A 26,075-nucleotide genomic window follows, 5' to 3' on the forward strand; every position below is an offset into this window, starting at 1 on the left:
AGCTTCAAGTGGCAGTTGGCATCACGATCGTCACGCGTGTGCCGCCCTGGCTCGCCTCGCCCTGCAACCGCGCGTCGATACTGCGTGCGAGCCCTTCAAGGATGCGGCTGCCGGTGCCCTGAAGCGGACCGGTCGCGCCGATGCCGTTGTCAGCCACCGTACAGAGCCAGGCGCCGTCGCGGTTGGCCATTTCGATGCGGATCAGCGCATCGTTCTTGTTCGGGAAGGCATGTTTGGCGGCATTCGTGACCAGTTCCGTCAGCATCAACGCCAGCCGATGACACTGCGATGCCGGCAGCGCCCCGCTCTCGATCGCTGCCTCGCAGCAGATGCCGGCCGGTTCCAGCACTGCCTCGGAGAGCGCCTCGCACAGGTTTTCGAAGAAGGCCTCGACGGAGACGGCGGACAGGCTGTCGCTGTCGGACAAGAGTTGATAGAGCCTGCCGAACGCGACGATGCGCTGCTCGAACCGGTCCACCGCGCCCGACATGTCCCTGGTGCCCGGCCGCGAGAAGTCGCGGCGGACTGACGCACCCAGCAGCGTCAGCGTGTTCTTCATCCGATGGTGGGATTCCCGCAGCACGAGTTCCCAGTCACGCGACTGATCATCAAGGCTGGCAATGTGCTGAGATCGGACGAACTGGTCGTTCGTCTCCAAGCCGATAGTGGACATGATAGCCTCCCCGTTGGACCTAGGACCTAGCTCGAAGCCTATACTGGATGCGCCGCGCGCGTTTTGCTCGTTAGACGTTGCAAGATTTTGTTATGATCGGCGGCATCACAAGCCAGACTGTCCTCTCGATGGTCAAGCACGCTGACGGGTCGTCCCGATCGCTTCCCAAGCCGCTCGCGTTTAAACGAAATTTGTCACGCATCATCCCGGTGCGGCCGGCTGATTTGCCGCGCGATTTCGCCACTTTCGACCAGTTTACTCATGACCTCGTTCTGCTAGATGAGGATGCGGACAACAGCCCCTTCACTGGATTCATTGGCGCGTGGTGGACACTAACGACCAGGATGCGGCGATTTCCTTCGGGCCATTCCGGCTGTACGCAAGGTCGCGCCTGCTCGAGAAGGACGGCGCTCCGCTTCACCTCGGCGGCCGCGCACTCGACATCCTCATTTTTCTCGTCGAACGCGCCGGCGAGGTCATCGACAAGCGTGAGTTGATCAAGCGCGTCTGGGCCGACGTGACGGTCGATGAAGGCAGCCTGCGCTTCCACATCACGACACTACGCAAGGCCTTGGGGGATGCCGGCGAAGGCTCCCGCTATGTCGTCAACGTGCCCGGCCGTGGCTATTGCTTCGCGGGCCCGCTGGTCCGGTCCGAATCGTCGGAGACGCGGACAGGCCCGGCCGTCCCGTCGCCTCACATACTCCCCCCGCCGCTTGCCAGGATGATCGGACGAGACGACGCGGTCGAGCGGATTTCCACCGAGCTTGCGCAGCATCGCTTCGTGACAATTGTCGGCCCCGGCGGAGTTGGCAAGACTTCCGTCGCGCTCGCCGTCGCGCATCGCGAGCTCCAGGCCTTTGACGGTCAGGTCGACTTCGTTGATTTCGGCGCGCTGACGGATGCCAGGCTCGTTCCAAGCACCATCGCCACCACGCTCGGCCTGACCGTCAATTCCGAGGACCCGATGCCGGGCCTGCTGACGGTGCTGCGCAACCGTCGGATGCTGCTGATCTTCGACAGCTGCGAGCACATCATCGACGAGCTCGCGCCCCTGGCCGAGCACATCGTCCAGGAAGCGCCCGAGCTGCATATTCTCGCCACCAGCCGCGAATCCTTTCGCACCGAAGGCGAACGCGTCCACCGGTTGTTTCCGCTGGACTGCCCGCCCCAGCGTGACGGGCTCGGCATCGCCGAGATCCTTGCCTATCCCGCAAGCCAGCTCTTCGTGGAACGCATTGCCGAGAGCCTGGGCGAATTCGAACTGAGCGAGGAGGATGCACCGCTTGTCGCCGAGATCTGCCGGCGACTGGACGGCATCGCGCTCGCGATCGAGCTCGCCGCCGGACGCGTGAACGCCTATGGAATTGCCGGGACCGCCTCACTGCTCGACAGCCGCTTCTCGCTGCTGTGGCGGGGACGCCGCACCGCGATCCCGCGGCACCAGACCCTGAGCGCCGCGCTCGCCTGGAGCTATGATCTGTTGCCGGCAGCCGAAAGCGCGACGCTGCGCGGTTTGTCGGTGTTCGTCGGGCCATTCACGATGGAGGCCGCGCTCGCCGTTGCGTTCAGCCAGGGCATCAGCGAGCCCGAGGCGGTCGAGGCCATCTCGAACCTGCTCTCCAAATCGCTGATCGCAACCTCACCTGCGGAGCGGCGGCTGCGCTATCGTCTGCTCGACACCACCCGCGCCTTCGTCGGCGCGAAGCTCGTCGAGAACGGCGAAGCGCCCCGTGTCGCGCGCGCTCACGCCGAATATTTCCGCGACTTCCTGCGCGACATCGCGCTCAAATCCACGGGCATGCAGACCGCGGGCGGCTTCCTTCCCTATGCCGACCATTTGCCCAATGTCAGGGCCGCGCTGACCTGGAGCTTTTCGGATAGCGCCGACCGGACGATCGGCGTGGATCTGGCGGCTTCGGCGGCCCAGTTTTTCCTCGAACTGACATTGCTGACGGAGTGCTATCGCTGGACGCAGCAGGCGCTGGTCTCTCTCGATAGGAATTCGATCGACCGCCGCCAGGAGATGACGCTGCAGGCCGCGTTCGGCGTCTCCGTGATGTTCACGCAGGGCAATACCGAGGCGGTCCGGTCGGCGTTCACGCGCAGTCTTCAGCTTGCGCGGGATCTCGAGGATCTGCACTGGCAGCTCTGGCTGCTGCGCGGATTGCACATCTACCTGACCAGGGTCGGGGATTTTCACGGCGCGCTCGGCACCGGCGAGCAGGGCGAGAGCGTTGCGCGCAAGCTGAATGATCCGGCCGCCGCGCTGAACGTGGAATGGATGCTGGGCGTCGCGCACCATTTGATCGGCAATCAGGACAAGGCCGTGCAGTTCTGCGAGAGCGCGATGGTGCACAATCCCGGCTCGCAGCGGCTGAACATCGGGCATCTCGGTTATGACGACCGCATCGTCGCGCTGGTCGCGCTGGCGCGCGGGCTCTGGCTCACCGGCCGGCCCGATCGCGCGATCGAGGCGGCGAGATACACCGTTCGCGAGGCCGAACTGCTCGAACAACCGCTCACCCTCGGCATCTCCCTGATCTGGACGATCTACGTGTCCCTCTGGGTCGGCGACTGGGCCAATGCCGAAATCCTGATCGAGCGGCTGATCGACCATTCGGCGCGGCACTTCCTTGGTCCCTATCACGCCGTCGGCATCGGCCAGAAGGGCGAGCTCATGCTTCGCCGCGGCGACATCGCCGGCGGGATCGAGCATCTTCGCCGCAGCCAGGCCACGCTGTACGCGACGCGGCACCGGATCATGACGACGGTGTTTGCGACGGCGCTGGCGGAGGGCCTCGTTGCGGAGAACCAGCCGGACGAGGCCCTGCGCACGATCAATGAGGCCATTACGCAGATTCCAGATCATGGCGAATCCTTCGACATGCCGGAGATGCTCCGGGTCAAGGGCGACATCCTCGTCCGGTCGGGAAACACCGCGGAGGCCGAGCGCTGCTTCCGGAAATCGCTTGATCTGTCGCGCCGGCAATGCGCGCTCGGCTGGGAGCTGCGGGGGGCGATCAGCCTCGGCCGGGTCTGGCGCCAGGCCGGACAAGCGGGCGAAGCACGCGCCCTGCTCGCCCCGCTCGTCGCGCGATACCAGGAAGGCCTCGAGACCCGCGATCTCGTGGCCGCCAGGGAGCTCCTGAGCGCGCTGAATTGACAGTATCTTCAACGGGATACCGCCGAAGCACCTGCTCGCAAGTCCTAACAACTTCTAACACGCCAAGCCGCATCCGCCCCGCCATGGTGGTGGCACTTCACGGTGGATATGGCGGGATATGGCGCTTCTTGACGATGTAATTGATGCCAGCGGCGGTATGGCCCGCTGGAATAGCTTGAACCGATTCACGCTCCACCTTTCCGTCGGCGGCTCGTTGTTCTCCAGCGCCGGACATGCCAGCGAATTCAAGGACGTGACGGCGGAGGGCTCGACCCGCGCCCAGTCGGTCCGCTTCACCGGCATCACCGGGGGTGAACACTCCGGCTGCTTTCAGCCCGACGCGATCACGATCGAGAGCCTCGAGGGTGAGGTCCTGCGCACCTGGGATAACCCGAGCCTTGCATTTCCCGAGACCGGCTCTCCTGCGCTCGCGGACGAACTGCACCTCGTCTTCTTCTGCGGCGTTGCGATCTGGAATTATCTGACCAACCTATTTCTGCTCGCCCATCCCGACGTCGTCACGGAGGAGCTTCCGCCGTGGCGCGAAACCGCTGACACGTGGCGGCGGCTGCGCGCGCAGTTCCCGCCGAACCTGATCACGCTCGCGCCCGAGCAGATCTTCTACTTCGACGAGAACGCCCTGCAACGGCGGACGGATCACGATCTGTTCGGAAACAAGGTCGCACATTATTCCTGGGCCCATGACAGCTTCGGCGGCATCGTCGTGCCGACATTGCGGCGTGTGCAGACGCTGCGGCCTGATGGAAGCGTGATCGCCAGGCCCGTGCTGATGGACGTCGAGATCTTCGACGCCGTGTTCGAGTAGCGGTGGCGACGCGCGAGAGCGAGAACCCTTCACTGCTCTCAACGCCTAACAATACATAACGAGCTAACAGGCGGCCTTGGGTGCAACATTGGGCTCACGAGCAACGAACAAGTGTCGTGCTCGAACGAGACCGAGGCCGGCGCACCTCCACCACGAGGGAATGCGTCATTGCAGCGAACGCACTCAAGGAGATCGTCATGAAGATTCTTATGGTTATCACCTCCCACGACCAGCTCGGCAACACCGGACGCAAGACCGGGTTCTGGCTCGAGGAGCTCGCCGCCCCCTACTACGTGTTCAGGGATTCCGGCGCGGAGATCACACTGGCTTCGCCCAAGGGCGGCCGGCCGCCACTCGATCCCAAGAGCAACGAGCCCGAGTTCCGCACTGACCTGACACTGCGCTTCGAGGCGGACGCTGCCGCTGAAGCCCAGCTCGACAAGACGGTGCGCCTCGACAGCGTCAAGCAGGAAGACTTCGACACGCTGTTCTATCCCGGCGGTCACGGCCCGATGTGGGACCTCGCCGAAGACAAGGACTCGGTCAAGCTGATCGAATCCTTCCTCGCCGCCGGCAAGACCATCGCGGTGGTGTGTCACTCGACCGGTGCGCTGCGCCACGTCAAGACGCCCGATGGCAAGCCTCTGGTCGAGGGCAAGGAAGTGACCGGCTTCACCAATGGTGAGGAAGAGGACGTGGGCCTGACCCATGTCGTGCCGTTCCTCGTCGAGGACGAGATGTTGAAGCTCGGCGCGGTCTTCTCGAAAACGGCGAACTGGGGCGTTCACGTCGTCAGCGCGGGCCAGCTCATCACGGGACAGAATCCGCACTCCTCCGGCCCGGCCGCGCAGACGCTGCTCGCCGCCCTGGCCAAGAAGGCGAAGTCGGCCGCGTAAGTCAGACTCGCATCGGGGCGGTGCTCATCAATGAGCACCGCCCCGGCACAATCAAATCGATGACCGACGCAACTCTGTCGCCAACCGGCGTTCGGAGAGGGATGACGCGCGACAAGATGAACCCGGCCACATGTCGGCCCGAGAGCTGGAGAAGAGGACACAATCATGGATTTGCTTGCCTACACCAAGACGATCGCAGAACGCATTGAAGCGGAGGCTGCACGCGCCAAGGTTCCTGTCGCCGTTTGCATCATCGATGTTCACGGCAACATCATTCTCAAGCACCGCATGAACGGGGCGCCGACCTTCTCGCTCGAACTGTCGGAGCGGAAGGCCTATACGTCGGCGCTGGTAGGGCTTCGCACGGCGGAACTCTCTCCGATGGTACAGCCCGGACAGGCCCTGTTTCCCTTGATGGGAGTTGCGGGCGGACGGTTCTGCTCGATGGGCGGCGGCGCCCCGCTGCACATCGACGGACAGTTCGTCGCCGGCGTCGGCATCAGCGGCGGCACCGTCGAGCAGGACGTCGAGATCCTCGAAGCCGGGCTTCGCGAACCCGCGGTCGCAGCCGCGATCGACATGAAACTCGAGGTCGTCGTCCTCCCGGTTTCTGACGTCGAGCGCGCCAAGCGCTTTTATGCCGATCTCGGCTGGCGGCTCGACATCGACTACCAGGGCGAGGACAACTATCGCGTCATCCAGTTCACGCCGCCCGGCTCCGGATGTTCGGTGATCTTCGGCGGCAACCTCACCACAGTCCCGCCCGGCTCCGTGAAGGGGCTCCATCTCATCGTGTCCGACATCGAGGCCGCATGTGACGATCTGCGCCGCCGCGGCATCGCCGTCAGCGAGCCGTTCCACGATCCCGGCGGCATCTTCCAGCATGCCGACGCGAACGAGCTTGCTGCCGGCCCCAATCCGCAGCGGAAGAGCTATGCTTCCTACGCCTCGTTCAGCGATCCCGATGGCAATGGCTGGGTGTTCCAGGAGATCACCACGCGGCTGACCGGACACATCGAGGACGATGACGAAAGCTTTACGCCGGAGCTCACGAATGTGATCCGGCGAGCGGAAGCTGCTGCGCACAACAGCGATCAAGGTGGCAGCGTGCCGCTCAATCCCGTCAGAGCGGTTGCCGGCGCATGACGCGCCGGCACGTCTCGACGCGACACGCCCACATCGGAGCGATGACATGAATATTCCAGCCACCCTCGCCCTCGCAGCCGCCCTCGCCTGCACCACCGTGCAGGCCTCGGCACAGGATCTGCGGTCGAGCCGACGCTCGATCAGCTATCACACGATCGATATCGGGGGTCTCAACATCTTCTACCGCGAGGCCGGGCCCGCTGACGCGCCGACCGTGCTGCTGCTCCATGGTTTCCCCTCCTCGTCGCGGATGTGGGAGCCTCTGCTGCCGCTGCTCGCCGACAAATATCACCTGATCGCGCCTGATTATCCCGGCTTCGGCAACAGCAGCGCGCCGCCGCCGTCCGATTTCACCTATACTTTTGACAACATCGCCGGCGTGATGGGCGAGCTGACGAACAAGCTCGGCCTGACCAACTACGTGCTGTTCATGCAGGACTATGGCGGCCCGATCGGCTTCCGCATGGCGCTGGCGCATCCCGAGCGCGTCCGCGCCATCATGATCCAGAATGCCGTTTCGCATGAACAGGGACTGAGCCCGCTCTGGGAAGCGCGTCGCAAATATTGGGCTGATCCGGCGCATGAGCTCGAGGCGCTCAAGGCCAACTTCACATCCTTGGCCGCGACGCGCCAACGGCACCTCGGGTCCAGCCCGCACCCCGAGCGCTACGACCCTGACACATGGACCGACGAATACGCATTCCTGACGCGTCCGGGGCAGGCCGAGATCCAGACCACGCTGTTCCTGGATTATCGGACCAACGTCGCCTCCTATCCGAAATGGCAGGAGTGGCTGCGCAAGACGCGGCCGCCGACGCTGGTGGTGTGGGGCAAGTACGATCCGTCCTTCGCCGTCGCCGGCGCTTCGGCCTATCGCGACGATGTGCCGGATGCGGAGGTCCACATCGTCGAAGCCGGCCACTTCGCGCTCGACGAGGCAACCGACGAGATCGCTACGCTGGTCCGCGACTTCCTTGCGCGTCTGGATGGGCGCAAGGGCTGAACAGCGATTTGCACTATGCACCGACCACAGGAGGCACACATGCCCGACAACATCAACCACGAGCGACGTCGTTTCGTCGGCAGGGCTGCGATGACACTCGCCGCGACCCAACTTGCGCTGAGCACGACGGCTACGGCGCAGCCGGCGAAGTCCGCCACCGTCGTCAAGCCTCGCGCCAACACCTCGTTCGCGTCCCTGAAACAGATCGACGCCGGCCTCCTCAACGTCGGTTATGCCGAGGCGGGTCCCGCGGATGGCCCGCCCGTGATCCTCCTGCACGGCTGGCCCTATGACATCTACGCCTTCGTCGATGTCGCACCGTTGCTCGCCGCGGCCGGCCGTCGCGTGATCGTGCCTTACCTGCGCGGCTACGGCAGCACGCATTTCCTCTCCGACTCGACGATGCGGAACGGGCAGCCGGCGGCGATCGCGGCCGACATCGTCGCCCTGATGGACGCGTTCGGAATCGACAAGGCGACGATTGCCGGCTTCGACTGGGGTGCGCGCACCGCCAACATCATCGCTGCGCTCTGGCCGGAGCGGGTCAAGGCGATGGTGTCCGTGAGCGGCTATCTGATCGGCAGCCAGCAGGCCGGCAAGATGCCGCTGCCGCCGAAGGCCGAGTTGCAATGGTGGTACCAGTTCTATTTCGCGACCGAGCGCGGCCGCGAGGGCTACGACAAGTACCGCCACGATTTCTCGAAGCTGATCTGGCAGCTCGCTTCGCCCCAATGGCATTTCGACGACGCCACCTTCGACCGCAGCGCGAAGGCGTTCGACAATCCGGACCATGTGGCGATCGTGATCCATAATTATCGTTGGCGGCTGGGCCTCGCCGAAGGCGAAGCGAAATACGCCGACGACGAGGCGAAATTGGCGCAAGCCCCCGTGATCGCCGTGCCCACCATCACCATGGAGGGTGACGCCAACGGCGCGCCGCATCCGGAGCCGTCCGCTTACGCGAAGAAATTCTCCGGGCGCTATTCGCACCGGACCATCAAGGGCGGTATCGGCCACAATCTGCCGCAAGAGGCGCCGAAGGCCTTTGCCGACGCGGTGCTGGACGTCATGGCCGAAGCCTAGTCGCCGGACCTGCCAACGGCACTTAACAACGCTTAACGGGCGATCGTCTGCGCACGGGGGTATCTCTATTGGGGCGACACCACCGATGCGAGAGGAAACGGCCGGATGATTCCGCTGCTGGCAAATGCGATCGAGGCCCATGGCGGGCTCGATCGATGGAATGCCCACGAGCGACTCACCGCCACGATCGTGACGGGCGGCGACCTCTGGATGTTGAAGGGCGTCGATCAGGACCAGGCGCCGCGCACGATGCGGATCGAGCTGCATCGCGAGCGGGCTTCCGTGGAGCCGTTCGGCAAGCCCGGCCAGCGCACCGACTTCAGCCCGGAGCGGATCGCCATCGTGGCTGCGGACGGCCGCATCGTCGCGGAGCGCAACAATCCGCGCGGCTCGTTCGCGCGGCACGATATGCGCACGCATTGGGATCCGCTGCATCGCGCTTATTTCAACGGCTACGCACTCTGGACCTACATGACTGCGCCGTTCCTGCTGGCGGCGGACGGGTTCGAGGTCCGGGAGATCGCACCCTGGCGCGAGGGCGCGGAGGTCTGGCGCGGATTGCGGGCGACCTTCCCGGCCGCGATCGCAAGCCACAGCGCCGAACAGGATTTCTATTTTGGCCCCGACATGCTCATCCGCCGGCATGATTACCGGGTCGAGATCGCCGGCAATTTTCCGGCAGCTCAGTACGTATCCGATCCCGTCACCGTTGACGGCTTCGAGCTCCCGACCCGCCGGCGCATCTATCTGCGCGGCGACGATCTGATGCCGCTGCGTGATGAGCTGATGGTGTCGATCGATCTCGCGGATTTCCGGTTCGACTGAGCCTTGTCAGGCCGATGCCTCGTCCAGCACGAGCCGTGCGGCCTTCAAATCCGCCGTCTCGAATCCTTCCGAGAACCGCGCATAGGTTGCGGCGAGATCGTCGAGCGGATTCTTGATGCCCTGCCGAAGCCGAAGCGCCGCAAGCGACATCTCCGTCCGCAATCGCCAGGACAGCGCGCCCTGCTGCTCGGCCAGCGCGAGCGATGCGGCAAAGCTCGCTTCGGCGGCACCGAGATCACCGGTCCGCGCCTCGAGGTCGCCGCGCCGGCGCAGGAGCTCGGGCATGTCAAAACCTCCACCACCGTGCTCGACACGAGCGATCGTCTCGTGCAGGACTTGCAGCCCTTCCGTCAACCGTCCCAGCGCAGCCAGTCCTTGCGACAGGTCTGCGGCGAACGCGGATGCGTAGAGCTCGTAGCGATCCGCATGCAGGCGCGGCAGCGCGCTCCGCAGCAGATCGACACCGCCGGCCAGCTCGCCGCGGGCGATCATGGTCTGCGCGCGAAAGCCGGTCGCGACGGCTTCGTACGGCGCGAGCCCGTGCACGTTCGCATGGGTCGCGAGGCGCCCCGTCATCGTCTCGACGGCGGCGCAGTCGCCGACCCAGCCGAACACCGAGGATGACCAGCACAGCGCGATGCAATACATCACCACGTCGCGCGGCGCGGCGGCGCCGACGAGCGGGCGGACGCAATCGAGTGCGCGGTCGGGAAAGCCGCGCAGCCACAGCACCCGTGCGAGCGGAATCTGTGGCGTGCGTGAATAGGCGAAATGCCCGGGCTCCGTCCCGCGCAGCGCGGCGTCGTCGCGCACGCCTTCGTCGAGGTGGGCCTGCGCCTCGGCCTGGTCGCCGGCGAGATGATACGACACGCCGAGAAGCGCCTTGCTGCCTGCGATCCCCGCGGTGTCGCCGATCTGGCGGGCGATGCGCTCGGCCTGGAGTGCGGTCGGCACGAGGTGCCTGTAGTCGCCCGTGCGGCGATAGAACATGTTCAGCCGCGACAGCAGCCTGAACGCATTGGCGTGATCGTCGAGCGCTTCCGCGATCTCCAGCCCGCGCCGGAGTGCGGCCTCGGCCTGCTCACTGTTGCGCTCCGTGAACATGAAGGCGTGGCCGAGCGTCGACTGCAGCTCGAGCTCCCATTTGCCGCCCTGGTTGGCATCGTCGAGCATCGCGAGCGCGCGGCCCGACCAGATGCGCGCCTCGTTCAGCAGATTGAGCTCGACGAACAGCCTTGCGGCGCTGCCGGCGAGCGGCACGCGCAAGGCGGCACCGTCGTGGTCGGCAAAACTCCATTCCAACGCCGCACGGGCATCTGCGAGCAGGCTCGCGCGCGCCTGCAGACGCGAAGCCTGGTCGCCCTGCTCCGCCAAGCCGGCTTCGAGCGTGCGCTGAACATATGCCGTGTGACGGCGCGCGATCGCGGCCGCTTCGCCTTCGTCGACCAGCTTCTGCATGGCATAGACGCGCGTGGCATCCAGCAGGCGATAGCGCCGCGACGCGCCATCCGGCTGCGCCGACACCAGCGATTTTGCGACGAGTTGCTCCAGCGCTTCGACGACGCGATCGGGCGCGGCGCCCTCATCCGCGGCGACTGCGATCGCCCCCTTGAGCGTGAAGGGGCCGGCGAAGATGGCGAGTCGCTGAAACACTGTGCGTTCGCTCTCGCCGATCAGGCCAAAACTCCAGTCGAGCGTCGCGCCGAGCGTCTGCTGCCGTGGCGGCGCCGTTCGCCGTCCGCGCCAATCGAGCTTGAGCCTGGAGTCGAGCAACGCGGCCATCTCCCGCAATCCGTAGACGCCGACGCGCACGGCGGCGAGCTCGATCGCGAGCGCGATGCCGTCGAGCTTGCCGCAGATCTCGGCCAGGACCTCGGCATCCTCGTCCGTGATATCGCCGCGATGGCCTGCGGCCGCGGCACGATCGATGAACAGCTGCGCGGCCGGATAATCTAGCACTTCGCCGGCACTGAGGTGGGCGCCTTGCGGCGGGCCGGCCAGCGGAATGAGCTCGAAGATCTGCTCGCCTTCCACCAACAGCGACTCGCGGCTGGTGGCGAGAATGGCGATGCCAGGCGCCTCGCGATAGATGTTTTCGGCCAGACGAGCGACCTCGTCGATGACGTGCTCGCAGCTGTCGAGGATGAGAAGCAGCCGCCGTCCGCGCAGGAAATTGACGATGCTGCCTGAGGGATCATCGTGATGCACGACGAGGCCCAGAGCGGCGGCAACCGTGCTCGCGACCAGCGTGGCGTCCTTCAGTGGGCCGAATTCAAGGAAATGAACGTCGCCCTCGAATGCCTGCCACATGTCATGCGCGAGCGCGGTCGCAACCGTGGTCTTGCCGATGCCGCCCGGTCCTCGCAGCGTGACGAAGCGGTCGCTCAGCAGACGCGCCGACAACTCGGGCAGCACGTCGTCCCGACCGATCATCCGGTCCAGCCGGTGCGGCAAGGCTGCAGGCGGCGCCGTTCTTTCAGGTGCACGCGGCGCGAGTGCCGGAGCGGCGTTGCGTTCGCCACGTTGCACAGGCGCGACGAAGCAATAGCCGCGGCTCGGGACGTTGGTGATGTAGCGAGCCCCGTCCTTGCCGTCGCCAAGCACCTTGCGAAGCTCCGCGACATGGACGCGCAGGCTGATCTCCTCGACCGCGAGGCCGGACCACGCGTAGCTCAGAATCTCGTTCTTCGGCACCACTTCGCCGGCACGGCTGAGGAGCAGGCGCAGAATGTCCATCGCGCGGCTGCCGAGCTTGACCGGCGCTCCGTCCCTCTCGAGCAACCGCGACCTCAGCGAAAACGGTCCGAACGAGACTGCGTCGAAATCAAGGCTCGCCCCGGCGCCATTGCCGGGCGAGCTATGTCCTGCCGGGGGTTCGGTCACTTCTGACTCATCTTGACGGCCATTTCATTCAAATGCGCGGCGACTATACCCGCCGTCGATGCGCGGTCCAGCAACGCACCGCGCCGGCCTCATACCGGCACATCGACCGCCGCGCGATGTTCTGCAACTTCCTCACACCGCACCGACCTGCGCAAATAATTGAAAAGCTGGACAAAATCAAACGTCCTGCGGCGGGCTGTCACACTTTATGCGCACGCACAAAATCTAACACCTCCTAATCATCACTAACGGGCTTCTTGCCTGGCTCACGCCTATCCTCTGATCGTGGAAAGCACTGAGAGTTGGCCGATCGCTGCAAGCGGCGACGAGGCCAGGAGAGGACGAGCGATGTTCACTGACTTGCAAGCGGCGCATGCCTGGATCGAATTTCCCGCCAGCCGGTGTGATCGCGAGGTTTCGCACGGGATGCGAGCAATCGCGCAGGAAAGCGGATGGCGCAAGATCGACCGCGGCCCGGACGCGGACATCACGATTTCGCGATGGGAGGACTCGCGGGCCATCTCGTCGCACGAAGCGACGACGCCGGCGGACCGCTATTTCGTCGCCATCGCCCTGAAGACCGCTCGGGTAAAGCTGACGCGGGACCGTCAGATCATCTTCGACGGCACCATGCCCGCGGGTACGCTGTACGTCAGTGCACCATCGAAGCTTGTCGGCGTGCAATTCCAGTCGCCCTGCGCATTCCTGCACTTCCACATCTCCACTGATCATTTTTCGGCGGCGCGGCCGGCGACCGAGGGGCTCAACGACCTCGTCCTGCTGCGCGACCCGCTTGCCGCCGAACTCGCCAAGGCACTGACTGAGCATGGCGATGCCGCGGACCAGCAGTTCGCGCGCTGCATCGGCGAGACCCTTGCGATGCATCTGACCCGGCTCGAGCTGCCACGCGCAAAAGTCAATGCCTTGCCGAAATGGCGGCTGCGGCGCGTCGAGCAACATATCGCCGATCACTTTGATCGCTGCATCAGCCTGTCCGAGCTCGCCAATGTCGCAGGCCTCTCAAGGATGCATTTCGCGGCACAGTTCCGCGCCGCGACCGGCTACCGCCCACGCGAATATCTGCTCAATCATCGCGTCGAGCATGCGAAGACCTTGCTCACGACGACCGAGCGGCCGCTGGCGGAGATCGCGCTTGCCGTCGGCTTCAGCACCCAGGCGCATTTTTCGACCGTGTTCAAGCGCATCAGCGGCGAGTCACCGGCACGCTGGCGTCTGGCCAGCAGGACTGTGCTGCCTGCTACGGAGGCGCTTCCGCGGCGGCGCCCTGCCGCGGACATGGAGTGGATGGTCGGCGCAGCGGCGTAGTTCGTGCGCCGGCAGGCAAATTGGGATCGAGGGATCTGGAATCAAGGAACTTGGAATCAAGCGACTGGAATCAAGCGACTTAAGATCAAGGCACTTGGCATCGCGCCATCTGCACTTCGGCCGGTTTGCGATTTCTTTGGCGTGAGTGCCCTGCCACTCGCGCCGGCTCGAGCCCTTTTCCTCCCGGGCCTGCGAGCCACTCGGGGCCGTCCCTGCGCCCACACAGGGCGGCCCCTTTTCTTTCTGCTCTGATGTCGTGGACGCGCTACGGCACGGGCACGAGAGCGCAATATGATCCACAGTCCCTCCATGTCGTCATTGCGAGCGCATTTCGCGTAGACCGGATGGAGCGCAGTGTAATCCGGCGCCTTCGCAATACGGCCGCAGCAGTCCCGGCGACGCCGCCTATACCGGATCGAACGCCCGGATCGGCGGCAGATTGCCCGTGAACTTCTCCACCTCGACCGTCGTGAGCTGGCCGGTGCATCCCTGCGCGAAGGACGAGGTGCCAATGTCGCGGGTGAGCACGTTGGGATTGCCGTGAACGCAGAGCGGCGCTTCGTCCTCGGGGTCCATCGGGTCGTACCAGGCGCCGGTCGGCAACTGCACCACGCCGGGCGCGATGCCGTCGGTGACGTGGACTGCGGCAAGACACGCGCCGCGCTCGTTGAACAGGCGGATGATGTCGCCGTCCCTGATGCCGCGAACGTCCGCATCGCGCGGGTTCATGCGCGCGACTTCGCGGCCGCGATGTTTTGCGGCAAGCGAGTGTCCGCCGAAATCGAGCTGACTGTGCAGGCGCGTCACCGGCTGGTTGGCGACGAGGAAGCACGGCGCACCGGGTTTTGGCATGTCGGTCTTCTCCAGCCAGACCGGATGGCCGGGGCAATCGGCATCGCCGTGCGCAGCGATCTTGGCTGAGAAAATCTCGATACGGCCGCTCGGCGTCGGCAGCGGATGTGCGACTGGGTCGTCGCGGAAACTGCGCAGTCGGCCACCGTCATCTGGCTGCTGCGGCACCACCAGGCTGCCGCGCCGCCAGAATTCGTCGAAATAAGGCGCCTCGAGGCCACGCGCTTGAAGTGAGGCGCGAGTCGGCTCGTACAGATGTTCGAGCCACTGCCGCGACGTGCGCCCTTCGGTGAAAGGTTCGCGTGCACCCAGGCGCTCGGCGAGATCGGCAAAGATGTCGTAATCGTCCCGCGCAAGGCCGAAGGGCTCGGCGATCCGGTGCATCGCGACCATCAGGGGATCGTTGGTCGAATAGCCGATGTCCTCGCGCTCCAGCGTCATGGTCGAGGGCAGCACGATGTCCGCGTGCCGCGCCGTCGCGGTCCAGGCGAGCTCGTGCACGACGAACGTATCGAGCTGCGCAAAAGCCTTGCGCAAGCGGTTGATGTCCTGATGGTGATGGAAGGGATTGCCGCCGGCCCAGTAGACGAGACGGATGTCCGGATAGGTACGCGTCTCGCCATTGTAGCGATAGGTCGTGCCGGGATTGAGCAGCATGTCGGCGATGCGCGCGACCGGAATGAAATCACGCACGCCGTTGCGGCCCTGCCCCAGCGTTGGTCCCGGCACGTCGTTGACGCGGCGGCCGTAATAGCCGATCGCGCCGAGCGAATAAGCATAGCCGCCGCCGGGAAGGCCGATCTGGCCGAGCGCTGCTGCGAGCACCATGCCCATCCACACCGGCTGCTCGCCATGCTCGGCGCGCTGGAGCGAATGCGAAACGGTGATCAGCGCACGCTTTCCGGCGGCGCGGCGCGCGAGTTCGCGGATCGCGTCCGCATCGACACCGCAAATCGCGGCGGCCCATTCGGCATGCTTGGCCTGCCCGTCGCTCTCGCCAGTGAGATAGCGCAGGAACACGGGCCAGCCTTCGGTGTAGCGATCGAGGAAGGCCTGGTCGTGCAGACCTTCGCTCACAAGTGTGTGGACGATGCCGAGCATCAGGGCGGTGTCGGTGCCGGGCAGGCACGTCATCCATTCGGCGCCGGCCTCGACGGGAAGATCGTCGCGCAGCGGGCTGACCAGGATGAACGCGCAGCCGCGCCGGCGCGCGGCTTCCATGGCGCCGCGCTCGACATGCTTGCTGATCGAGCCGCCGGCCACCATGGAGTTCTTCAGCGCCATGCCGCCGAACGCCAGCACGATGTCGGTGTTCTCGGCAATCTGCTCCCAGGTGACGTTGCGCTTGGTGATGTCCTCGTAGCCGGCGAGAATTTGCGGCAGCAGCACCGAGGATGCGCCCGAAGAGTAAGTGTTCACCGAACGCACATAGCCGCCCATCGCGATGTTGAGGAAGCGATGCACCTGGCTCTGGGCATGATGGAAGCGGCCCGCGCTCGACCAGCCGTAGGAGCCGCCGAACACGACGCCGGGGCCGCGCGTGTCGCGAATGCGGCCGAGCTCGTCGCCGAGCAGATCGAGCGCCTTCTCCCAACTGACGGAGACGAACTCATCGCGGCCGCGGCGATCGTCCGGGCCAGGTCCGCGCTCGAGCCAGCCGCGGCGGATCGCCGGCTGGGCGATGCGCGCCTGATGCCGCAGCGCGCCGGGGAAATTGCCGATGATGCCGTTCGGATCGGGGTCGCCCGCATAGGCCCTGACCTCGAGTCCGGCTTCGCTTTGACGCGCGGAAAACACGCCCCAATGCGAGGTGTGGGGCTTGAAGCCGTCAGACAGGTCGAGGCCGGGGTCGGGAAAGCCAATCGTATCGTCCATCGTCTGATCCTTGTTCCGGTACGGCACGGGCCCAGCCGCTGCCGCGTCAATTCCGGTGGCAGTATACCGATCCGCATCCCGATGTCGTCGGGATCAGGGCCGTCGGAAACGCCGGGCTCCCGCGCGCAAGTACAGCTTGGTGACCGTCCGACCGCACGACGAGCGGCGATTTTTGAGCCAATTTATTGTTTATTGTCAATATCTTGTCCGATCACCTTCGGGACGCCCGGTCGCGAAATCTCTTCAAACGACATCGACATGGAAATGTGCGATATGCCGCCCATCCCCACAGCAGCATCGGTCTCATCATGATCCAGCGCGTCTTGCCCTACGAAGGACTCCTCCACGAAGTGGTCGAGCATAATGGCGTGCTCTACATCGGCGGGATCGTCCCCGAGGACACCAGCCTCGACATGTCGGGCCAGGCCAACGACGTCCTCGGGCAGCTGGCCCGGCTGCTGAAGACGCTCGGCTCCGATATCACCAACGTCTTGCAGGTGACCATCTTCATGACCAACCTCAAGGAGAAGGCGGAGTTCAACGCGGCCTGGAAGGCGCACTTTGCGGAAGCTCACCTGCCGGCGCGCGCTGCGATCGGCGTGGCCGATCTCGGTCCAAGCGTCAAACTCGAGATGACTGCCATCGCGGCCCGGTAACCCAGGCTCGACGCGCTCACTTCCATGCGATCGTGATCGCGCTGATGTTGGAGGCGAGTTCAACTCCGGCCTTCGGGCCTTGCAGCACGATCGTCACGCCCTTTTCGTTGCGCAGGTGGACGCCGTTGACGCCGCCGACGAGGGCGAAGCCGCCGCCGACGGAGCTGTAGGTGCCGACGAAGTCGCCGACATCGCGGATGCCTGATGCCCGGCCATCAAATCTGCCGACGCTCGCGCCGGCCGTGATGCCGACGCTCAAGCCGGAGACCTTGAAGGAATAGTTCCGACCGCGGTAGTTCAGCACACCACTGCCGGTGCCGCCTCCGACCAGCAGGCCAGCCTTGACGAACTTCACCTGGACATGGCCGCTGGCTTGCGCGAACGACGGCGTGGCCGGCATCGCGAGCAGGAGGAGCGCGAGCGCCGCAAGGCCGATTGCGATCGCGCGCCGCATGCGTTTCGGCCTACGGTTTTCCGGCATCGGCCTTCTTCCAGGTCTGGTCGGGATCGAACAGCGTCATGCGCGGCGCCACGAAATCGGTCCGCGTGCCGAGATCCTTCTCGTAGACGGTGCCAGCATGATTGACCAAGAAGGTCATCACGCCGGAATTGCCGTATTCGGCCGGCCAGGCGATCAACGCGAAGCCGCCGATCATCTTGTCCTTGACCACGTAGTTGAGCGCGCCGCCGGGCGCGTCAGACCCCTGGCCCTTCAGGATGCGGAAGTAATAGCCGTGGTAGGGCGCCGGCCCCTCGCCCGGCTTGTAACCTTCGGCCGACGCCTCCGCGACCAGCGCGCCGAGCGGACTTGGATCGCTGTCATCGCGCCAGAACAAGCCGTCCTTCTTCCCGGGCGTGGAGAGGAAGCGTTGCGCGTAGACGCCGACGCCCTGGCCGCGATCCTTGTCTGCATATTCGTTCTGGGCGTCGACATAGGCGAGCGCGGTCTGGATCGCATCGAGCTCGTTGCGGCCGATGCGGCGGCGAAGCACCTCGATCCGTCCCTCGTCGGTGTCGAATTCCCAACCCGCTTTGTTATTGACCAGCGGGATCGGGAACGGGAAGTCATCGGGGCCAAGCAGCAGCGTCGCCTTCTTGTTGCCCTCTGCCTTGATCGCGTGCTTGGCGTCATACATCGAGACGAAACGCGCGCGAATGTCGGCATCGGCAACCTCGTCGCCGGACGAAACGATGTCGTCCGCTGCCCTGCCGAGCACCTTCAGGATATCGCGCGGACCGTTCTTGGCAGCAGCGGCGAGCGCGGATGCCGCCTCCTCCGGTGTCGGGTAGGACTGCTGTGCCTGGCTTGCCGTGCCCATCAGTACGAGCGCCAAGATGCCCGGCAAGACGGTACGATGAAGCAATTTCCGACCCATCATGGCGACACCTCCGCAGGAATCCTTGCGCCGCCGGCGAGCCAGTCGCTGTAGGTGCGGAATTTCAGACCGAGCTTTTCGTAGTAGACCCGGAGATAACCGTCACTGCCGCGAGTCACTGCGCCCGGCATCACGCCCTCGACCTCCTGCGCCATGACGCCGACATAGGCCTTGTCGCTGCCAATGTACCTGAAGTGATAATAGCCGAGGCCGTTAGAGAGATGGCCGAGCAGCGTGATGTCGTGCTTCAGCGCGATGTCGGAGCGCCGGCCACCGCCGCCACCGCCGCGGCCTCCTCCTCCGCCTCCACCACGGAAGCCGCCACCACCACCATGCATGGCCATTCCGCCACCGCCGCCACGCCCGGCAAAGCCTCCGCCGCCACCACCGCGCGGCATGCTCGCCATGCTGGAGCGTCCGCGCGCCGATGCTGCGGCCGCCGCCCGGCCCGAAGAGACGTTCATCGCACCGCCGCGATTGCCGCCACCGCCACGATTGGCGGCAGCACCGCCGCCGGCACGGTTCGCAGCCTTTGCACGATCGCCGCCGCCCTTGCCTGCATTCTTGGCGCGATCTCCGCCACCCTTGGCACGATCTCCCGCGCCAGCGCGATCGCCGCCGCCGGGCCGGTCGCCGCGATTGCCGGCACGATCACCGCGATCACCAGCACGATCTCCTGCACGGTCACCCGGACCGCCACGATCACCGGCACGGTCGCCGGCGCGATCTCCCGCCCGATCTCCCGCACCTTGGCTCGGACGCAGCACCTGGTTGCCGTCACGGCCGCGGAAATCCATCCGATCCGACGCGCCCGCCCTCACATTGGTGTTGCCAAAACGCTGCTGGACGTTGGTGTTGTTGTAGCGCACGCCGCCGCGATGCGCCGGATTGTGCTGCCAGCCGTTGGCGATGTTGGTGGTACGATGATTGACGTAGACGTTGCGGTTGCCCCAGTTGCAGCCGCCGCCCCAGTAATTGCCCCAGCGCCCGATCGCCCAGGCCGTGCCGAAGGCAATGCCGGCCGCGACCACGCCGGCGCCGATATAGGACGGATAGCCCCAGTAATACGGCGGGTACTCCGCGTAAGGCCAGGTGCCGTAGACCGTGGCCGGATCGTAGTAGGGCACATACATCTCGGCGGGATTGGCCTGCTGGATGACGACCACCTGCTTGCCTTCCTGGCTCTGAACGCTGACCTTCTGCTGTTTGGTCGTGACCAGCTTCTTGTTGTCATAGGCCTTGTTCCGCAGGCGCTGGATCGCATCCATCACGTCGGGCTGCTGCGCGAGAAAGGCATCGCCCAGCTCCTGGGTCCATTCGAGCTTGTCGCTCATCATCGACAACACATCGGCGGTGCTGGCGAGCGCCTTGACGCTGTCGTCCCAGGCCTGCTTGTCGACCTCCGCCTTCAGCGCATCGCCCTTCAGCGTCTTGCGCTCTTTCAGCCAGCGATCGGCCTGCACGACTTCCAGCGGATAGGTCGATGCCGCCAGCACATTGGCCAGCAGCTCGTCGGGATAGAGCGCGATTGGCGCCACCAGCGCCTCGAGCTGCTCGGGTTTCAGGAGTTCGGCGCTCGGCGGAGGCGGACTTGCGGGCTGTGCCTGCGTGCTTGGCGCCGCCGGCTTGTCAGCTGTCTGCGCGGTCGCGGTGATCGGCATCGTCAGCACCAGCGCAAGTGCCATCAGGATCTTGCCGCAGCGAAACATACCTTCCTCCATCGAACTTTCCGGCCACCAAGATCGGGCCGCGGTACTGGCATTTATTGATCAAGATCAACGAAGGCCTGCTTGACCGCCTTGTTGCGGCGCGAGAGCAATGCCGCGCTGCCGGATCGCAAGACGTCCGCGCTAATGGGTGATCGGGAGCCTGATCGTGAACAGCGCACCGCCAGACGGCTGGTTCTCGGCGGCTATGGTGCCGTGATGGGCCTCGACGATGGTCTTGACGATTGCAAGCCCCATACCCATGCCCTGAGGCTTGGTCGTGAAGAATGGATTGAAGACGTTCGCGAGGTCGCCGACCGCAATGCCCGAACCGGTATCGGCGATCCGGATCTCGGCGTGGCTTCCGGCGCGCCCGGTCGATACGCTGACCTCGCGCTTCTTCATGTCCGCGTCGGAGACCGCATCCAACGCATTGATGATCAGGTTGAGAACGACCTGCTGCAGCTGGACGGGATCGCCCTTGACGTTCAGCTCCACAGCGGCTGGCGCATACGCCAGCGTGATCCGGCGCCCGTCGGCGACCGCTGTCACCAGGCCAATGGCTTCCCGTACCGTGTCGTTCAGTTCGGTGTCCTCGATTTCAAACGGCCGCTTCTTCAGGACGCTGCGAAGCCTGCGGATGACCTCGGACGCCCGCTGATCGTCGCGCCTGATGTCGGCCAGAATCTGGCGGATCTCGTTGATGTCGGGTGAAGTGGCTTTGAGCATGAGCTCCGCCGTCTCGGCATTGGTCAGAATGGAGCCGAGCGGCTGGTTCAGCTCGTGGGCAATCGACGTCGTCAACTCGCCGACGGCCGAATAGCGATTGGCGTGGGCGAGCTCCGCCAGGCGTTGTCGCGACTCGATCTCGGCCAATTGACGGCGATGGCGCTCGTGCAGAAGCCCGCTGATGAAACCGGCCTGTATCAAAATCACCGCCGCGATCAGCAGCATCTGCCAGCGATAGCGATCCCAGACGGTCGACTCACGAAACAGGATTTCGCTGCCCGGCGGCAGACTGCTCTCGCCGATCCCCCAGCGCTGCAATTCCCGCCAATCATATTTCGGCGACCCGAATCCGATCGGCTCGTATTTGATGCGGGCCGGCTTCTCGCCGCCGAGGATCGGGATCGCGGCACTGACGGTCTTCGCACTGGTTTCGGCGATGGAATGCATGGGCCCGCCGACGCTCGCGCCGCCGAAGAAAGGTTCCTGATACGAGAAGATCGGCGCGTTCGCGACCGCATGCAGCCTGTGCAGGGCGATATCGCCTTCGTGGACAATGCCGGCGGCGTCGACCGACATCAGTCCCCAGAACAGCACGGTATGAGGCGGAAGCGCCGATGCGCGCTTCAGGATCTCCTCAAACGGCAAGTCGGAGTACCAGACGAGGTCGAGCCGGCCTTCCAACGGTTTCAACTCCCGCTTCACCTCGTCAATCCAGAATTTCTCGAGGGGCGAGGCACCGACCACAACGGCAACCGTTTTGGTATCGGGCAAGAGCTTAAGAATGTTCTCGAAGGCCGCAACAAAATCATTGCGGACGGACACGACCACGTCATTGTCGGTGAGGTCCAGGCGGTTCACCAGCCGTTGTTCGACCACGGTCAGCACCGCCGGCGTTTCCGGAAAGAGCTTCGCACGGTATTTCTGCACGAACCGCGCCGCAGGTGCGCCGATGCTCAGCACGATGTCGGGCGGCGTGCCCTGGTAGAGCGAAGCGAGATAATCGACGAAGGGCGCTTCGGGGCCCGGATTGTTGAAGCGCGCGATGAGCAGCGTGTGCTCCTGGACGTCGAGCGGCCAGGGCGATTGCCGCTCGAGCTCGGCCTTGATGCTCCGCGCATATTCACTCCAGGGGCGAAACTCGCGGCCGAAGGAGTGCAGGATCAGCACGCGCTTTGGCTCGCTGCGCGCAGCCGAGCCGGGCTCAGCGGCTCGCGCGAGCCCGGACAGCATGCACGCAGCGAGCAACAGGCCGAGACCCAACAGCGTGGTCGCAACCCGCCACTGCTTGACCGACGCCATGGTCATGCGCCCGCTCCCCTCCGCCTCGGCCGCGCTCCGGCGCCTCCGGAGCACAATTCTAGCGAGAACTGGGTCGCTTCGACAGTGCCGAGGACGCAGTCAAGCTGCATGCAGGGCGGTCCATTCGCGAAACGATCCGACCTGGCACGTCAGTGCCCGCTCAGCACCAGCGTCTTGATCGGCAGCAACAGCGCCTGGATGCGCAGCAGCAAAGCGTGCACCAGACCGACCCCGTCGATGACATGCAGTGCGATTTTGCGGCCGGTACTGGTGTCCTTTGCGGAGATCTCCTCGTGATTGCTGGTATAGGCATTGACGATGCAACTGCTGCCCGCCGTCACGCCGTCGAGGCCGCCCTTGTAGAGCGGCTCCAGGAACACCAGAATAGTGCCCGGCCGCGCGATATTCTGCGGATCGATCAGTTGCTCACCGGAGCGAAACTGTCCGGCGGCGATGTAGTCCTGCACCGTTGTGATGACCATCGGAATGATCACCCAGGGCCTCGACATGCAAGTTGCCTCCGCCACCATCCCTTCCTTCATCACCTGCGCTTCGATCTGGCCGAAGCCTGCCTGTAGCGCCTTCCGGCCGGCCCCTTCCGGGATCAGAATGCCGGCCGGCCGCATTAACTGGTTGACGACGTCACCGGTGCGAACCAGGAATTGCTCGACACGTCCGTCGACGCCCGCGCGAACGACGGTCTTGTCGAGATCCACCTGGGCTTGTGCCAGCGCTGCTTCGGCGCTCGCCTTCTGCGCCGGAATGAGTGTCGAGACCTGCAAGCTCGCCGACTGCTTCGCGGCGGTCGCCGCGTCTACGCCAGCCTGGCGCTGATCGACCAGCACTTGGAGCTTTTCGATGTCGCGCTGCGGCACGATGCCGGGATTGCGGCGCTGAAGGTCGGACTTGGTGTCGAGCTCGTCCTTGGCCTGCTGATGATTAGCTTTGGCCTCCTGGATCTGGGCTTCGGCCTTGACCACGTCGGATTGCGCCGCCGTCATCGACGCCTCGACCTCGGCAACCTTGCGCGCGGCCGTCTCAAACGCGGCCTGCTGTCTGGAACTATCCAGCGTGAACAGCACGTCGCCCTGCTTCACCGGCGCGCTGAAGCCCACCTTGACCTCTGCCACTCGTCCCGACCCTTCGGGCAGGATCGGCACGGTGCGGAAATAGAGCGCCGCGGACGAGGTGGAAGGGTGGAAATAGAAGATCATGGTGATCAGCGAGACCGTGAGCATCAGGCAGCCCGTGATGCCCCATCTGAGCTCGTACCAAACCGAGAAGAAGGTAATCTCCTTGCCGAAGCGCTTGCCCTGGACATAGCGGCGGTAGAGGTAGTCGGGCAGGATCGTGAGGAGCGAGCAGAACATGAGCTCAAACATGGCTGTGCTCCTTCTCCTTCGCGGGACCGGATTTCCCTGTCGGCGACGCACTGGCCCCGGCGTCCGATCGGGAATCGAGCACCACGTCGCCTGCTTCGCCCGGCGTTGCGTCGGCAATCTTCTCAACGGAGCCAGCAATGCTGCGAAGCGGCGTGCCGAAATCGGGAAGATCAATCAGCGCAAGCAACAGGCCCGCCACCCAGAAGATATGCATGTGGGTAAAGAGCGAGATCAGGCCGAGCACGGCTACGAATTCGAATTGCAGTTTCTGCGACTTGTGCGCCATTCGCTCAGGCAGGCTGTGCAGCTTCCAATAAAGAGTGCCGACCCAGAGCACGGTGCCGATCAGGAAAATCCCCATCACGACCATCAGCGGATCCACCCCGCTTCCCGGTGCGAGATAGAACGGGAGATGATGCGGCGCCATCGGATGAAGCTGCTCGCTCAACGGTCTCTCCTCATCAGGCGCGTTTCCACTTGAATGCGTCGAATGCAGTGTCGGTATCGGGTGGCGCAATTGCTTGATTTGGATCAACGGGCCTGGAACGGCCCCACCTAGCCTCGCCTGAAAGACGCGCAACAACAGGAGCCGCCAGCCATGCCCGGCATCGATGATCTCATCCCCAGCGCCACGCAGATCCGCAAGGAAGCAGCCCTCAAGGAGGCAGCGAAGGCCGACGAATATGCGCGCCTTGCCGCCGCCGCCGAAGCCGAGAAACACGCCCTCATTGAACGCCTCAGCAAGCCTTCTGGCAAGACCGAGGACGAAAAGATCAAGCTCGCCTCGACGGTCATCCAGCGTGCGGTGCGGAACGGCTTGACCGAGGTTCAGGTCTATCGCTTCCCCAACACGCTGTGCACCGACAAGGGCCGCGCCATCAATCAGATGGAAACGGGCTGGGAGAACACCCTGACCGGGATTCCGAAGGAAATCTTCCAGCTCTGGATCGATTACCTGAAACCGCGCGGCTATCGCATCGCCTATCAGATCATCGATTTTCCAGGCGGTGTGCCCGGCGATATCGGCGTGACCATTTCCTGGGGTGATTGAGCATGGCCAAGGACGAGTCCACGGAGCGGATGAAGCGGAAGGACTATGAGAAGGAGCTCGAAAAACTCCAGGTCGAGTTGTGTCACCTTCAGGAATGGGTCAGAGCCCAGAAACTGAAGGTGATCATCATCTTCGAGGGGCGCGACGCGGCCGGCAAGGGCGGGACGATCAAGGCGCTGACCGAAAAGGTGAGCCCGCGCGTGTTCCGTGTCTGCGCCCTGCCCGCGCCCTCCGACCGGCAGAAATCCCAGCTGTTCCTGCAGCGCTATATCGAGCAATTCCCGGCCGGCGGTGAGATCGTGATTTTTGACCGCAGCTGGTACAACCGCGCCGGCGTTGAATACGTCATGGGCTTCTGCTCGCCGACCGAACACAAGCGCTTCCTGGAATTGTGTCCGCTGGTCGAGAAATTCGCCGTGGACGCCGGCATCGTCCTGATCAAGCTCTGGCTCGAGGTCGGGATGGAGGAGCAGGAGCTCCGCTTCAAGGCACGTATCGAGGATCCACTGCGGCAGTGGAAGCTGAGCCCGATGGACACCGAGTCGTTCGGGCGCTGGTACGATTACTCGCGCGCGCGTGACATGATGTTCGAGGCGACCGACACGAAGCATGCACCGTGGCGATTGATCCGCTCCGACGACAAGCGGCGAGCGCGGCTCAACGTCATCTCGCACATCCTGAGAACGATCCCTTACAAGGAGGTCAAGCGGGAGACGGTCAAGCTGCCGCCGCGGTCCCACAAGGGACGTTACAACGACCAGGCGAGCCTGCGCGGCCTGAAGTTCGTCGAGGAACGCTACTGAGACGCGAAACGGGCTGCGGTGACGCAGCCCGTTTGGCTTGAGCGCCCTGCCGGGCCTATTTCAGCCGGATCGTGACGCCGCCGACCGCGGCCGACACCTCCGCGCCAATCTTCGGGCCGCTGAGCTGAAGGATCACGCCATTGCCGTTCTGCAACTGCACGGCTCCGGCCCCCGCGGCGACGGCGCCGCCGGCCCCGCCCACCGCGTAAGAGCCTTCAATCGACTGCGGCCCCCTGAGATTGAGGGCGCGGCCGACGAACTTGGTCGTCGAAGCTCCGATCGTGAAACCGACGCTCATGCCTGACACGGTGAAGGGATATTTCTTGCCCCGCAACACCAAAACGCCCTCGCCGCCGCCGACGCCGACGATGAAGCCGCCCTTGGTGAAGACGACGGCGACCTGGCCGGTCTCGGCACGCGACGGCGTGCTGAAACCGGCAACACCTGCGAGCAAGGCGATCAGAGCGGCGCGGATGGCAGATTTATTCATGACTTTCATTCCCCTTTTGGTTTTGACGT

The 26,075-nt window shown here is 64.6% G+C and carries 22 protein-coding genes; 11 read left to right on the forward strand and 11 right to left on the reverse strand.

Features of this window, described 5'->3' with window-relative positions:
* Positions 1-4: 4 nt before the first annotated feature.
* Positions 5-673: a sensor histidine kinase gene (locus ACKWRH_RS32740; protein ID WP_445216870.1), complete on the reverse strand. Its 669-nt coding sequence runs from the start codon at positions 671-673 to the stop codon at positions 5-7.
* A 322-nt stretch (positions 674-995) separates the two neighbouring features.
* Here ACKWRH_RS32740 and ACKWRH_RS32745 point away from each other — a divergent pair, with 322 nt between their 5' ends.
* The 7 genes from ACKWRH_RS32745 to ACKWRH_RS32775 all read left to right on the forward strand — a co-directional run bounded on the left by ACKWRH_RS32745 (position 996) and on the right by ACKWRH_RS32775 (position 9,618).
* Positions 996-3,839, forward strand: a complete 2,844-nt coding sequence (locus ACKWRH_RS32745) for an ATP-binding protein (protein ID WP_445216871.1) — start codon at positions 996-998, stop codon at positions 3,837-3,839.
* A gap of 118 nt (positions 3,840-3,957) precedes the next feature.
* The gene (locus ACKWRH_RS32750; protein WP_445216872.1) at positions 3,958-4,665 is read left to right on the forward strand and encodes a hypothetical protein; all 708 of its coding nucleotides are present in this window, start codon (positions 3,958-3,960) and stop codon (positions 4,663-4,665) included.
* Between the two features lie 197 nt (positions 4,666-4,862).
* Positions 4,863-5,561: a type 1 glutamine amidotransferase domain-containing protein gene (locus ACKWRH_RS32755; protein WP_445216873.1), complete on the forward strand. Its 699-nt coding sequence runs from the start codon at positions 4,863-4,865 to the stop codon at positions 5,559-5,561.
* Positions 5,562-5,726: 165 nt separating this feature from the next.
* On the forward strand, positions 5,727-6,707 hold the full coding sequence (locus ACKWRH_RS32760; protein ID WP_445216874.1) for a heme-binding protein: 981 nt from the start codon (positions 5,727-5,729) through the stop codon (positions 6,705-6,707).
* A gap of 46 nt (positions 6,708-6,753) precedes the next feature.
* On the forward strand, positions 6,754-7,710 hold the full coding sequence (locus ACKWRH_RS32765) for an alpha/beta fold hydrolase (RefSeq protein ID WP_445216875.1): 957 nt from the start codon (positions 6,754-6,756) through the stop codon (positions 7,708-7,710).
* Positions 7,711-7,749: 39 nt separating this feature from the next.
* The gene (locus ACKWRH_RS32770) at positions 7,750-8,793 is read left to right on the forward strand and encodes an alpha/beta fold hydrolase (protein WP_445216876.1); all 1,044 of its coding nucleotides are present in this window, start codon (positions 7,750-7,752) and stop codon (positions 8,791-8,793) included.
* 105 nt (positions 8,794-8,898) lie between these two features.
* On the forward strand, positions 8,899-9,618 hold the full coding sequence (locus ACKWRH_RS32775; RefSeq protein ID WP_445216877.1) for a hypothetical protein: 720 nt from the start codon (positions 8,899-8,901) through the stop codon (positions 9,616-9,618).
* 6 nt (positions 9,619-9,624) lie between these two features.
* Here ACKWRH_RS32775 and ACKWRH_RS32780 read toward each other — a convergent pair whose 3' ends face one another.
* Positions 9,625-12,501 (reverse strand): ATP-binding protein, encoded by a 2,877-nt coding sequence (locus tag ACKWRH_RS32780; protein WP_445216878.1) that lies wholly within the window; start codon positions 12,499-12,501, stop codon positions 9,625-9,627.
* A gap of 348 nt (positions 12,502-12,849) precedes the next feature.
* Between ACKWRH_RS32780 and ACKWRH_RS32785 the strand changes: the two genes are divergently transcribed.
* The gene (locus tag ACKWRH_RS32785) at positions 12,850-13,827 is read left to right on the forward strand and encodes a helix-turn-helix domain-containing protein (protein WP_445216879.1); all 978 of its coding nucleotides are present in this window, start codon (positions 12,850-12,852) and stop codon (positions 13,825-13,827) included.
* A 405-nt stretch (positions 13,828-14,232) separates the two neighbouring features.
* Here ACKWRH_RS32785 and ACKWRH_RS32790 read toward each other — a convergent pair whose 3' ends face one another.
* The gene (locus ACKWRH_RS32790) at positions 14,233-16,554 is read right to left on the reverse strand and encodes a molybdopterin guanine dinucleotide-containing S/N-oxide reductase (protein ID WP_445216880.1); all 2,322 of its coding nucleotides are present in this window, start codon (positions 16,552-16,554) and stop codon (positions 14,233-14,235) included.
* Between the two features lie 182 nt (positions 16,555-16,736).
* Entirely contained in the window at positions 16,737-16,916 is a 180-nt protein-coding gene (locus ACKWRH_RS32795; RefSeq protein ID WP_445216881.1) for a hypothetical protein, read from the reverse strand.
* Here ACKWRH_RS32795 and ACKWRH_RS32800 point away from each other — a divergent pair.
* Positions 16,905-17,210, forward strand: a complete 306-nt coding sequence (locus ACKWRH_RS32800; RefSeq protein WP_445216882.1) for a RidA family protein — start codon at positions 16,905-16,907, stop codon at positions 17,208-17,210. The two genes, ACKWRH_RS32795 and ACKWRH_RS32800, sit on opposite strands and share 12 nt — an antisense overlap.
* A gap of 16 nt (positions 17,211-17,226) precedes the next feature.
* Here the strand turns inward: ACKWRH_RS32800 and ACKWRH_RS32805 are convergent, their stop codons facing one another.
* From ACKWRH_RS32805 to ACKWRH_RS32830, 6 genes are all read right to left on the reverse strand, one after another.
* Entirely contained in the window at positions 17,227-17,691 is a 465-nt protein-coding gene (locus ACKWRH_RS32805) for a hypothetical protein (protein WP_445216883.1), read from the reverse strand.
* A complete protein-coding gene (locus tag ACKWRH_RS32810; protein ID WP_445216884.1) occupies positions 17,675-18,589 on the reverse strand; it encodes a DUF2950 domain-containing protein in 915 nt (304 codons plus the stop codon). Before ACKWRH_RS32810 ends, ACKWRH_RS32805 begins: the two co-directional genes overlap by 17 nt.
* The gene (locus tag ACKWRH_RS32815; protein ID WP_445222509.1) at positions 18,586-20,295 is read right to left on the reverse strand and encodes a DUF3300 domain-containing protein; all 1,710 of its coding nucleotides are present in this window, start codon (positions 20,293-20,295) and stop codon (positions 18,586-18,588) included. The genes ACKWRH_RS32810 and ACKWRH_RS32815 overlap by 4 nt, the downstream gene beginning before the upstream one ends.
* Before the next feature lie 141 nt (positions 20,296-20,436).
* The gene (locus tag ACKWRH_RS32820; protein WP_445216885.1) at positions 20,437-22,326 is read right to left on the reverse strand and encodes a sensor histidine kinase; all 1,890 of its coding nucleotides are present in this window, start codon (positions 22,324-22,326) and stop codon (positions 20,437-20,439) included.
* Between the two features lie 143 nt (positions 22,327-22,469).
* On the reverse strand, positions 22,470-23,702 hold the full coding sequence (locus ACKWRH_RS32825) for an HlyD family secretion protein (RefSeq protein WP_445216886.1): 1,233 nt from the start codon (positions 23,700-23,702) through the stop codon (positions 22,470-22,472).
* On the reverse strand, positions 23,695-24,129 hold the full coding sequence (locus ACKWRH_RS32830; protein ID WP_445222510.1) for a hypothetical protein: 435 nt from the start codon (positions 24,127-24,129) through the stop codon (positions 23,695-23,697). Before ACKWRH_RS32830 ends, ACKWRH_RS32825 begins: the two co-directional genes overlap by 8 nt.
* A 171-nt stretch (positions 24,130-24,300) precedes the next feature.
* Here ACKWRH_RS32830 and ACKWRH_RS32835 point away from each other — a divergent pair, with 171 nt between their 5' ends.
* Both ACKWRH_RS32835 and ppk2 read left to right on the forward strand, forming a co-directional pair.
* Positions 24,301-24,753, forward strand: coding sequence for a hypothetical protein (locus ACKWRH_RS32835; protein WP_445216887.1), 453 nt, complete (start codon positions 24,301-24,303; stop codon positions 24,751-24,753).
* A 2-nt stretch (positions 24,754-24,755) separates the two neighbouring features.
* Complete coding sequence (gene ppk2 / locus ACKWRH_RS32840; protein WP_445216888.1) at positions 24,756-25,556, forward strand: polyphosphate kinase 2; 801 nt, start codon at positions 24,756-24,758, stop codon at positions 25,554-25,556.
* Between the two features lie 55 nt (positions 25,557-25,611).
* Here ppk2 and ACKWRH_RS32845 read toward each other — a convergent pair whose 3' ends face one another.
* Positions 25,612-26,046, reverse strand: a complete 435-nt coding sequence (locus tag ACKWRH_RS32845) for a hypothetical protein (protein ID WP_445216889.1) — start codon at positions 26,044-26,046, stop codon at positions 25,612-25,614.
* Positions 26,047-26,075: the final 29 nt, after the last annotated feature.

It is taken from the genome of Bradyrhizobium sp. Pa8, from assembly GCF_052588265.1.